Source organism: Okeania sp., assembly GCF_035285525.1.
Lineage (GTDB): Bacteria > Cyanobacteriota > Cyanobacteriia > Cyanobacteriales > Microcoleaceae > Trichodesmium.
In genome coordinates this window covers 33,586-46,460 of record NZ_JAYKGW010000187.1, presented here as the reverse complement: position 1 = coordinate 46,460, position 12,875 = coordinate 33,586, and the positions used below count along the sequence as shown (strand labels likewise).

Annotated in this window: 4 protein-coding genes; 1 reads left to right on the top strand and 3 read right to left on the bottom strand. The window is 32.1% G+C overall.

Annotation, left to right across the window (positions count from 1 at the left end; genetic code table 11):
• Positions 1–606 precede the first annotated feature (606 nt).
• Positions 607–1,473: a tRNA (5-methylaminomethyl-2-thiouridine)(34)-methyltransferase MnmD gene (locus VKJ25_RS18530; protein ID WP_324238119.1), complete on the top strand. Its 867-nt coding sequence runs from the start codon at positions 607–609 to the stop codon at positions 1,471–1,473.
• 215 nt (positions 1,474–1,688) lie between these two features.
• Here VKJ25_RS18530 and VKJ25_RS18525 read toward each other — a convergent pair whose 3' ends face one another.
• From VKJ25_RS18525 to VKJ25_RS18515, 3 genes are all read right to left on the bottom strand, one after another.
• Positions 1,689–2,546, bottom strand: coding sequence for an Rpn family recombination-promoting nuclease/putative transposase (locus VKJ25_RS18525; protein ID WP_324238118.1), 858 nt, complete (start codon positions 2,544–2,546; stop codon positions 1,689–1,691).
• A 283-nt stretch (positions 2,547–2,829) separates the two neighbouring features.
• The gene (locus VKJ25_RS18520) at positions 2,830–9,186 is read right to left on the bottom strand and encodes a glycosyltransferase (protein ID WP_324238117.1); all 6,357 of its coding nucleotides are present in this window, start codon (positions 9,184–9,186) and stop codon (positions 2,830–2,832) included.
• Positions 9,187–9,315: 129 nt separating this feature from the next.
• Positions 9,316–12,168 (bottom strand): methyltransferase, encoded by a 2,853-nt coding sequence (locus VKJ25_RS18515; RefSeq protein ID WP_324238116.1) that lies wholly within the window; start codon positions 12,166–12,168, stop codon positions 9,316–9,318.
• Positions 12,169–12,875 lie beyond the last annotated feature (707 nt).

Below are 12,875 nucleotides of genomic sequence, written 5' to 3'. Positions count from 1 at the left end.
TTTTTTATAATTAATAAATATAACTAAGTGAGGGGTTTTACCCCCTAGTTTAAGCTATACTAATTTTAGTAGATGCACCCTGATAGTTATAGTCCCTTGGTCAATTTTGGCTAGAGGGCTTTTTTTTTGAGTATTTGAAATTAGTTTAATTAAACTTATATTTTTTTTCTTTACTATATGATTTTTCTAACAAAAACAGATGGGCTAAACCCATCACAGGTGTTATACTGCGCTCAGTAGATGCACCCTGATCGTTATTTGTCCCTTGTCAAGATTGATGAAGGGACTTTTATTTTGGCAAGGATTCGTACCTTCCGCTGTTTGGAAATTGCTATAGTTGGTTATACAAAATTAATTTCCTAATTTTTTGGTCAAAAGAATATATAATTAAAGCTTACTGATTAAATATCAAAGCATTGATAGATAACTTGAAAGTACAAATTGAGAATTGGCGAGTATACTGAAAGCGTTATTGGAAAAAGCTTACAGAACTTAAAATTCCGAATATAAAGTTTCTCACCTTTAGATATCTGAAAGCCTTCAAAGAGTAATAATTATTCCTATAACTTTGTACTGTCTAGTCGATAAAAGTTTGAAAAGGAAGAATTGACAAATTATAAATTCACACCACAACTAACAGCAGATGGTTCATGGACTTTCTTTTCACCTGAATTTGGTGAAACTTTTCACTCTCATTTTGGCGCTCAACAAGAAGCCGAATATAAATTTGTTTACCCAGTTCAACTACTATCTAAAGTAGAATCAAATCAATCTGTAGTTTGTTTACTTGACATTTGTTACGGACTAGGATATAATACAGCCTCAGCTTTAGCGGCTATTTGGAAAATTAATCCTAGTTGCAAAGTTATGCAAGTGGGACTAGAGTTAGACCCAGAAGTGCCAAAAGCAGCGATCGCCGAAGGTCTTCTCAATAGTTGGCCTGAACCTGTGCCAGAATTATTAGCAACCCTAGCCACAACCCACCAATTAGAAAAAGACAAAATTCACGCTCAACTCCTCACAGGGGACGCAAGGAAAGCTATTCAACAATTAAGTAACTCTGGTTTCCAGACAGATGCTATATTTCTTGACCCTTTTTCACCACCTAGTTGTCCTCAACTCTGGACGGTAGAATTTTTATCTTTAGTCAGTAGCTTTCTGAAACCGGATGGTTATCTGGCAACCTATTCTTGTTCCGCAGCAGTGAGAACAGCATTACTTAAAGCTGGTTTGAAAATTGGTTCTACTGCACCAGTGGGTAGGCGATCGCCAGGAACAGTAGCTAGTTTTGGGGAGGAAAATTTACCCCCACTTTCGGAAAAGGAAAAAGAACATTTACTTACTCGCGCTGGTATTCCTTATCGTGACCCAAGTTTATCAGACTCTGCTGAAGTTATTTTGCATCGCCGTCAGTTAGAGCAACAAAAATCATCTTTGGAACCGACATCTCATTGGAAAAAACGTTGGTCATAGAAACAGTTATCAGTTATCAGTTATCAGTTATCAGTTATTAGTTATTAGTGCTTAATTATAAGTTAGAGGAATTTTGAGCAAGAATCAAAATCTTTATTTTCTTAAGTTTCAACAAAACCAGATAAAACCAGATAGATATTGTTCTTGCATTCCTCTTCAGCAAGTAGTAAAACCTACTAATTAATCTGTATATCTGTGGCATAATCCTTGTGTGTTTATTGTTCTCTCAAATGTTTAACTTCTTCTAAACTCAGACCTGTATTTTTACTAACTATTTCTACATCTAAAAACTCAAGTAATTTTTTGGCAATTTCAATTTGAGTTTCTCGAATACCTATTTGTTTACCTTCCTCGATTGCTTGATTCTTAGCTCTTTTAATAGAATTTTTTTGGTCATATATATAGATTTGTCTAGCCTCTAAATTTTCAATTTCTTCCCTAGTTAAATTAGCTTGATTAGCAACTACAAATGCTTTATTTATTTCTGGTACTTCTTCCATGATTTCTGGTACAGAATCTAAATCATTCGCACTCTTGAGAAAATAAAGCCATTTATCAGTAAGAGTTACTAATTCTGAAATTTCTTTCTGGAATTTTGGCAATTCTACAAATATTAATTCAATGTCGTAAATTGGATAATCTATCAAGTATTCTTTTTCCTTTAATAGAAACCGAGAAATCACTTTATCTAATCCAGAAAACATCTCAAAATCTGTAATAGTCAAAGCAATTACAGGATTCAATAAAGTATAATCTTCTCCTGAGTCTAATTGAGTCGAATAAGATTTAGCTGCATTATATAAAATCCGTTTCTCAAATCCTTCTAGGTTTAAGACTTGCATTTCAATAATCACAGTTTTTTTGCCAGTAATTTTAGCTTTAACATCTAAATAAGTATCTTTTAATCCCCGAACTTTTGGTACAAGATAAGGATTAAGAATTTCCAAGTCTTTAATGGTAGGATTACCATCATAAAGGATGCCGTTTAAGAAACTAATTAAAATATCTTTGCTCTTTTCAGAACCAAAAATTTTCTTGAAAGCAAAATCTGTTTTAGGGTTAATAAAAATCATTTTTTTATAGGGAGTAGGGAGTAGGTTATTTCAGTTATCAGTTATCAGTTATCAGTTATTAGTTATTAGTTATTAGTTATTAGTTATTAGTACCTCCTAATTCATTAGGAGTCTTGAAATACTGAATCGTTTTTTTTCATTCCCTTAAAAAGGGAGGCTTTAGACTTCTTTTTTTGGTAATAAGGAATTTACAAATCTAACATTTATGCAAAAATATTTAATTACTTTGAAACCAAAGTCAAAAGTAACATCAAATTAGAATCTATTAGTAAAATTAAAGCTACTAATTAATCCGTGTATCCGTGCCTAAATCCTTGTGTGCCGTGGTATAATCCTTGTGCGCTAATTTATCTAAAGAAAAGTAAGCTTCTTGGAATATTTCACCATAAGTTTCGGTCATTTCTGCAAAAGTATTTAACGACTCCAATACATATTTAGCATTATTAGCAAATCTCTGACGTAACTCTTCATCTATTAATAAAGATGTCAAAACATTTGCTAATTCTTCTGGATTTTCTGGAGTATAAAACAAACCATTAATATTTGGTTTAACTTGTTCAACTATGCCAAAAACTGGAGTAGTAACTATTGGTAAATTATAAGCCATTGCTTCTAATATTACTCTGGGAAAACTTTCTATTCGAGAAGTACAAACAAATATATCTGCTGCTTGATAATATTTTGCCGTATCAGGAGTTTCTCCTACTATTTCTACTTTTTTCTGAACTTCTTCTGGCAAATTTTTGACAAGTTCATGTAATTTTAAACTATAAAGATTCGGGCGATCACCTACTATAAAACATTTGATTTTTTCTATTTCTTTTTCTGGAATAAATGATAGAGATTTTACTAAATCATGTTGACCTTTTCTTTCGCAGACAGTACCTAATAAGAGAATAACTATTTCATCTTTTTGTACTCCTAAAGTTGACCTTGCTTCTTTTCTAGACCATTTAGTTGCTGCTTTTTTTAATAGTTCTAAATCTAATCCATTATGAAGGACGGTAAAGTTATGATGACTATTTAAAGGAAGGTATCTATTTCGAGTAGCATCAGCAACAAAAATTATCCGATAAGGATAACGGAAACATTCTAATGCTCTGGCAGCTATCTCGTTTCCAAAACGATTAAAATATGTTTGCCAAGGTTGACTTTCATGCACATTCCAAACACTAGGAATGTTTAACATTTGAGCGACATCTACCATGAAAAAGTTTTCTAAAGTGTTGATATACATAACATCAATATTTAGAGATTTTATTTGTTCAGCAAAGGTGGTTAAGGCTGCGTTATAAGCATCTATTTGATAGATATGTTCTAGGGGGTTTTCTTTAACAATTACTTGAATATTTTGTTGTTGATAAATTTCTCGAAGTTCCCCATCGCTGACACAAAATATTATTGGTTCAATAATTCCGTCTTTGGCTAATTTTAGGGCAATTTCTAATTGATGAAGTGGTGCACCAGTTAAGTCTAAGGAATTACTACACATCAATATTTTAATGTTTGTATGAGGGAACAGGCAGTCTCTTGCTTGAGAGTTTAATTCTGACTCTTTTTGAGAAATATCAAATTTTGTCTGACTATTTATTTGGGAATCTTTGGGAAGATTATCAACTTTTTTATGAACATTTATTTCTAGTTCATTAGGAGAATTTTCCTCTAATGTTTGAGAATTTAATTCTGACTCTTTTTGAGAAATATCAAATTTTGTCTGACTATTTATTTGAGAATCTTTGGGCAGATTATCAACTTTTGTCTGAACATCTATTTCTGGTTCATTAGCAGAATTTTCCTCTAATGTTTGAGAATTTAATTCTGACTCTTTTGAAGAATTTTCTAATTTTTTACTTGTGAATTTTGACTTTTCAATTTCAATGAAATATCTTCTCGGTTTAATTTCAAATAACTCACTTTCTAGAGAAAAATGAGGACTATAAAAACCATCTATCATCCTAGAATACTTCCGACGATAATTTGCCTCCTCTTGAGGATTATCAGAATAACCACGACTCGTTCCTTCCTTATGAATCAACTCAGCATCAGGACAATAAACCGAACGATAACCACTTCTTAAAAGTCGATAACCATAATCTGCATCATTATAAGCAACAGCAAAATTTTCCTCATCAAAACCACCATTATCTAAAAATAATTTCCGAGGAGTTAACATACAAGCTGCCGTTACTGCCGAATAATTTCTTGACACAAATGCTTGAGAAAGATAACCCCTATTTTCACTATATAATAATTTAAAAGCATGACCTGCTAAACCATGATGTAAACCATGAATCACACCAGCGTGTTGAATCCTTTGATCGGGATAAATTAATTTAGCTCCGACTGTTCCGACTCCAGGAATTTTTGCATAACCCATCATCTGACTTAACCAGTTAGAAGAAATCACCTCCGTATCATTATTTAAAAATAAAATATATTCAGTTTTTGCCCTCTCAACAGCACGATTATTTATGGCAGCAAAATTAAACTTTCCATCATTATTAGGAATTGGCAAAACCGATACATTTGCTTCACCTAAAAATAAATCTTTTAAACTTGCCAAATACTCTAAACTCTCTGACTCATCACTTTCATTATCAATCACAAAAACTTGATAATTCTGATAAGTTGTCTTTTGCAAAGACTCAATACAAGCCTTCAATAACTTAGCTTGATTTTTCGTCGGAATAATAATAGTCACCGAATCACCTTGATCAGGAAAAGTAGGTTTAAAAATTCCTAAATTTTCTCGTATTGCCCAATCTGGTTGAGCAACCTTTCCTGCTATACCTCGACGAATTAAACTTTCTTGAACTGCTTTTTCACCTGCTAGAAAACTCTTTGGTTTTTCCCCCCCCGAAATAGCAGTCGAACCAGGAGAAGTTCGCCAATGATATAATACTAAAGGTAGATGTCCGACATGACGAGAAAATTCCGTTGCTCTTAAAGCAAAATCATAATCTTGAGAACCTTCAAAACCAATTCTTAAACCTCCAACTTTGTCAAAAATTTCCTTTCTCACTACACATAAATGCCCCATATACATATAAGAAAGTAACAACTCTGGAGAATATTCTGGTTTAAATTGAGGAGCGAATCTTTTCCCTTCCGTAGTAATTTTATCGTCGTCCGAATAAAGAAAATCCGTCTCTGGATTTTCACTTATATATAGAGCAACTTCTCCTAAAGCATCCGGAGTAAGTTCATCATCATTATCCATAAAAAGAATAAAATCTCCCGTAGCAAGTTCCGCAGCAGAATTAGTCGCAGCACTAATATTTCCATTTTCGGAACGGAATATTAATTTAATCCGAGAGTCAGTCTGAGCTATTTCCGTCAAAATTTCTCGAACATCCGAATTACTACTACAATCATCCGCTATACAAAATTCCCAATTTTGATATACTTGGTTTTGTACACTGGCTATTCCCTTGCGCAAAAATTCTAGGGGTGGATTATAAACAGGCATCACCACAGAAATTTTCGGTAAAGCAGTCCGACAACTTTCCAAACGAGACATTAAATATTGACGAGAGCGATCGCCCCATTTATTTACTGCTAACCAAGCATCATAAACATCTATAGTTTCTGGCAAAACAAACTCAGGGGGAGGTAATAATTCTCCCTCCAATTTTTGTTGCTCTCTATATATAGTTAATATTTGTCTGACAATATTAGGTATTTCTGAAGGTAAAGGTAAAATGCGACCTAATCTTTGTTTTCTTTCGGCAACTCGTTTCTGAAGAGCTTGACTAAATTTATATAAATCTTGAAATTTATCCTGAGTTTTATCCCAGAAACTATAACGTTTTAGTTTGAAAATTTCTTGACAAGAAAAACCTACCACTTCCCCATTTTCCAAATATGCTTCTAAACTAACTTCCCATTTTCCCGATGGAACTTCCACAGTTACTTCAAACCCACTATACTCACTTCCCACCCAATCTGGAAAAACTTCCCCCACATCTTTCCGACGCAAACCATAAGCACAATCTACAGAAATACCCCCACATTTTAAAACTAACTTAGTAATTTTCTGTTCTGGATGACAACACCAACCAGCAAAGAAAATTATTCCCTCCCGTTGTTCCCAATTTGTCGGAGCATCAAAATTTGCCTCAACAGTAGATACCGATATAGGATAACTCGCAAATTTTTGCCACTTACCCTTTTTATCCTCCGCTTCCAGAATTAACTGATAATTTCCTGAAGAAAGTTGTGCAGAAATTTCCAAACCACAATTTTCTAGAGTCGAGGTATTATTTGACTTTTTACTTCCGACTTCTTCATTTTCTAACTCATTACTTCCAATCTCTAACTTTTGAATTTTTACTTTTGAATTTTGAATTTTTACTTCTTCATAAAGTTGAGCAACATCCTTTCGTGGAATGCCATAATTACCAAGAAAAATTTCTGTTCCTATTTTGGCGCGAATATTTTGGATGTCGAGAGTATTGTGGAAACACCAACCAACTATTTCTATTTGAGAATTATAAAATTTCCAATTAATAGGAGAGTCGATGGAAAAAACGAAGCGCGGTTGTAAACTTCTCAGAACCTTTTTTATTTTCCCTTTCCAACTAAACCACTTTTCTCGAAGTTTCCAAAACTTAGAAGATTTCATAGCTAAAATTTCTGCTTTGGTTTCTTCGAGAGTAATTTGAGTTTCTCCTAATTTTGTTTCTAATATTCCAATTTTTTCCTGAGATTCTCCTAATTGAATTTTATTTGTCTGAACTTGATTCTGAAGTTGATTTTGAGTTTCTCCTAAATCAGTTTCTAATATTCCAATTTTTTCCTGAGACTCAGTTAATTTAATTTGAGTACCATCTAGTTGAAGTTGAGTTTCTCCTAAATTTGTTTCTAAATTAGATATTTTAGTTAATGCTTCTTTAAATTTAGTTTTTGAGTTATCAAGTTCTGCCTGAGTTTTCCCAAAGTCTGTTTCTAATATAAAGATTTTTGTTTGAGACTGTTGTAATTTAATTTGATTATTTTCTAGTTGAGATTGAGTCTGCCCTAATTTTTTTTCTAATGTAACTACTTTAGTTTGAGATGCTTGTAAATTTGTTTCTCTAGCTTCAAGTTGAACTTGAGTTTTACCTAATTCTGTTTCAAGTAGTTCTAATTTTTTACCAGACTCTTGAAGTTTGATTGTTCTATTATCAAGTTGTTGTTGAGTTTCTCCTAATTCTGTTTCTAAATTTCCTACTTTCTGTTGTGCTTCTCGAAATATTTCTCTCCATCTTTCTACATCTGTTTCTAAACTATTAATTTGTTTTTCTAAAAGATTATTTTGTTTTTCTAACCTCCGAATATTTAACCAATCTCGAAATTCCCATAATTCTGATTTAGTTTCAATTTCTGACTCTTCACTACCTACTTCTAAATTTTTAGTACCTAATTTTTCAGCTTTAACTTTAGACTCTTCACTACCGACTTCTAAATTTTGACTTCCCACTTTTTCATCTTTAACTTTAGACACTTCACTACCAACTTCTAATTTCTGACTTCCCACTTTTTCAGCTTTAACTTTAGACTCTCCACTACCGACTTCCCAATTTTTAGTACCGAACTTTTCATCTTTAACTTTAGACTCTTCACTACCGACTTCCCAATTTTTAGTACCTAATTTTTCAGCTTTAACTTCTGACACTTCACTACCGACTTCCCAATTTTGAGTACCGAACTTTTCATCTTTAACTTCTGACACTTCACTACCAACTTCTAATTTCTGACTTCCCACTTTTTCAGCTTTAACTTTAGACTCTCCACTACCGACTTCCCAATTTTTAGTACCTAAATTTTCATCTTTAACTTTAGACACTTCACTACCGACTTCTAATTTCTGAAGTCTAACTTCATAAAAGCTGCTGACTCCTTCTTCCACACCAATTTTTTCTAATTCCTTATAAACCTCTAAAGCTTCTGGAAAATATCTTTCTATCAAACCAGGTTTAGTAGTTTTACTAATATCTTTCACCAATAAAGATTCAGTAAAATTCCCAGGGGGAGGCGCTGACAAATCAATTTCAAATTTTTCATTAACTGCTTCAATAAAACCCTCAGAATTTTTGCCAATAGTATCAACTTTTCCAATTAAACATTGTGCCGAAAATTGTTGATAAAAATCCAATATTCTCCGATTATAATCCCACCACATTTTCACAGCTAACTCTGGTTGTTCCAATAACTTTTTATCAGTACCTCGACGATAAAGAGAATCTACAACTTCCCAAGGGGAACGATAAACAAAAATAAACTTAGCATCAGGCAATAACCGCAACCAAAAACTTAAAAATAATGTAGTTCTCGGGTCTTTCCATCCCCAAAATTTATTTACTTTCTCATTTTTTACTTGACAATTTTCTATCAGTCTTTTTGCTGCTTCCAAATATTCATCTTTAACCGGAATTTCAGAAATTTCCACATTGCTACCCAACTCATCAATATGTTGCGATCGCAAGATTTGTTTATGTAGTTCAACAAACTCAATATCTTCAAAATGCCCTCTAATATTTCCATATTCAGGACCAATTAATTTCTCCCCAATATTTACTCCTACACTCTGAAATAAAGAAGCAGTTAAAGAAGTTCCCGAACGGTGCATTCCTGTAATAATTAAAACTGTTGATTTCATGTAATTTTTCTCCTTAATGTTAACTATATATCATGGATATTCGCCCTTAACTTAGATTGAAATATCCTTTACTAACCTTAAAAAAAATAATCTTGATGACCGCTGAATGCTGATAGCTAAAAGCTTTTTCTAAGCAAAATTGGCAAAATTCCAATATACTAATACTTCTTGTTCTAGTGGTAAATTAATCCAGTCAGTAATGAAAGTTTTTAATCTGACAATTACTTCTCCTGAGTATTCAGGAATTTCTATTTGTATCACTCCATAGTTAGTTTTACCAAATATTTTTTTATTATTTAAAGGAATAGTTTTTTGCACTAAAATTTCTTCGTTTTTGCTGTCAATAATTTCAATTTTAGAAGCAAGAGAATAATTTCCCATAGGTTCAATTTGTGGATAAACTCGGAATATTTTTTGACCTTGTAATTGAAACTTCATCTCAGTTTGAGAGTGATAACTTTCAGACAATGTTTGCTCTGATAAATTTTCAATTTTTCCATCACTAGACAAAGGTACTTTTGGCACTTCCGACAAATTTTGAGTTTCTCTATTATCAGATATGAGAATTTTTTCCTCTTCTATATTTTGTCCGATTATTTCCTCCTCGACATTTGCAACTTTCTCCTTATTGTCAAAATTGTCAACTTCCAACTTCTGAGTTGTCACTTCGGAGTCAATATTTCCCATTATTTCTTCTTCGACATTTCCAACTTTCTCCTCCTTCTCAAAATTGTCAACTTCCAACTTTTGAGTTATCACATCTGAGTCAATATTTCCGATTATTTCTTCCTGAGTCTTTGCCAAATCTTCTTTATTCTCAAAATTCTGAACTTCTAACTTCTTACTTCTAACTTTTGAATTTTGACTTTTGAACTTTGACTTCACATTCAGAGGTTGAGCAACCAAAGTACCAGAAATTGGCTTTTGTAAAATATATAAATCTTGCCCATTTGCCAAATTACTTTGAGGAAATCTTTTAATGTGTTTAAACATAGAAAATATTTCTTGATAAGCAGCAGGTGTATGAACTGCTGCAATAGTATTTTGACCTTGACCATCTCTTTCTCCCTCATGGTCAAGATATAAAAATAATCCCTCTTCACCAATACTATACATTTCCGCTTTATGAGCATTTCCAGTCAGAAAAATATCATAAACTACTGGGAAAAATTGAGGTCCGTGAAGAGTCATAAATAATATTCCCCCAGGTCGCAAAACTCGATAAACTTCCCAAGCCCAAAGATGTTGTAAATCTATACTTAGATGAGTAAATACTGAAATAGAATTAATTAAATCAAACTGATTATTTTCAAAAGGTAAAGGTGGTTGAATATCGTTACGTTTAACCGTAGCAAACTTAATATTTTCTTGACACCATTCAGCACATTCGGGAAAAACGTCACAACCAAATAATTTTTGATTAGGCAAAAGTTCAGGTTGAAACGCCATTAAATAACGTCCGACTCCACAGCCGAAATCTAGTATATTTTCAAATTGATTAAAATCAAATCCTGCGGTTTGAAGGTAATTTTTTATTGTATGTCTAAGATCATCAAATGAACTAATAAAAGCTTTAACACTAGGGTTACCACTTATTCTTAATAACAGATGACTTGGTGGAAGTAATGCAATGGTATTAATAGGAGAAATATTAACTACTCGTTCAAAATGGAAGTTATTAATAATTTTTACTAGGATAATGTTATTTGGTGATAGATATTCACTCTTAATAGTAGATGACCATTGATATTTTTTATTCTTAATTTCAGGTTTAGGTAAACAGCTTACTACTTCTTTTCCATTGATTAAAACTGAAATTTTTTCTACCTTTTCTTCTTGATTAATATCTGCTGCCCATCCCTCTAAATAAAGTTCCCCTGTAGCTGTAATTTCAAATTTTTGGCAACCTCCATCAGGATGACAATGAAAGTTTAATAATTCATCTATTTGTTCCCAAACTTTTTCCTTCCTAATTTCTAAATTTAGAGATAATTCTGACTGATTATTTTCTGCTAATTCTTCCGAATTTATAAATACTTCTAACTGATTACTTTCTACTTCTGCTTCTATTTTTGCTTCTGAATTTATTAATACTTCTTCCTTTCCAACTTTTGAATCCTGACTTTTAACTTCTGAATTTATTAATACTTCTTCCTTTCCAACTTTTGAATCCTGACTTTTAACTTTTGAATTTATAAAGAATTCCTCCTTCCCAATAATATATAAATCATGGAATCCACAAAGACCTTTTTTAATTCGATGCCATTTTGCTTTTCCCTGAGTCACTTTTTCAATTATTTTACCTACCCATTTTCCTCCCACATAAGTAACTCCATAATCTTCAGTATTCAGAAAAAGACTTTCACTTTCTGGAGTAAAATAAATTTCTTCTGCCTCTATATCTGTCTCTATAGTCATCAAAGATAAATCATGGGTACTGAATATTAATATGCCATTTTCAGTTAAACAACTATATAACTTTTCTAACCAACTAGCAAAAGTTTTTTGAGGAATATGACTAAAGAAAGAACAAGCAAAAATGCAGTCAAACTTCTGATTTATTTGATAATCTTCAGGAGCAGTAGTTGAAGCTATCCCATCAAAACCAAACTCTTGTTTTTGAAATTCTACTGCTTCAGAATAAATATCTGAAACCCATATTTTATTAGTCGGTATTTCCTGAACCAAAAATCTACTAAAACGCCCATAACCACTAGCAAAATCTAAAAAAGAAGAGATATTTTCAAAACCATTAAAATACCATTCTACAATTTGTTTAACTGCATCAAAAATTCTTTTGCCATTAGAAAAATATCGTAGTAGAGCTTCTTCTTTTTTCCCATCTGTATTTTTCAAAGCATAGAGATACATTTCATCTTGTGGATGAATTTTTATGTTAATTATTTCCGGTTTGGTAGTTTGGTCTTGAAGAAAATTATCTATAATTAACTTATGATTGAAATCTATTTTTTCAGTGTTCATATTTTTAGATTTTAAGGAAGAAAGAAGAAGGTAAGCATTCAGCCATCAGCCATCAGCTATCAGCTATTGCTTTTAGTAAGTGATAAAAGCTCTCTTAATTAAGCTAAAAAAATTTTACTATAAAGTCAGCTCTAAAGTCTATATTCACTTAAAACCTATCTTTAACATAGGGTCTTATTGCTGAATGCGAGCGCATTCCGTAGGAATAGCTGAATGGTTACGGAAGAAGGAAAAAGAAAGAAGGTATTTAGTAAACAAACAAATACCTCAAGTTTTTCGATAGTAGACTTTAATAAGTAGGTGAATTTTAAAGTATTATATACAATGAAAAAAATTACACTACTTACTAATAGATAATTGATCTAGAAATTCTATTTTATTTGTGTCTATAATCTTACAGCTTTTTAAGAATATTTCTGTAGGTAATGGTTATTTCAGTTATCAGTTATTAGTTATTAGTATATTGTGGAATAAGGAGGCTTTAAATACCGAGCCTTCTTTTTTTATCCTCTTATTTGAAGAGGCGTAACTACCCAAGTTTTTTTGGTCAATTGGTAAGAGTTTAAAAATTTATTTCTAGTTTTTGAATTATGACAACATAAGAGTTGATTTCTATAATTAATCTCCAGAGGTTTAAAACCTTTCCTTTTCATAAAAAAAAGAAATAATATTTCCATAATTAATTCAATTCTATCGGCTTTAACTAA

Excerpts from the sequence above, each read along its gene's own strand:
- VKJ25_RS18525 (WP_324238118.1), bottom strand. The coding sequence starts at position 2,546 with ATGATTTTTATTAACCCTAAAACAGATTTTGCTTTCAAGAAAATTTTT.
- VKJ25_RS18520 (WP_324238117.1), bottom strand. The coding sequence starts at position 9,186 with ATGAAATCAACAGTTTTAATTATTACAGGAATGCACCGTTCGGGAACT.
- VKJ25_RS18515 (WP_324238116.1), bottom strand. The coding sequence starts at position 12,168 with ATGAACACTGAAAAAATAGATTTCAATCATAAGTTAATTATAGATAAT.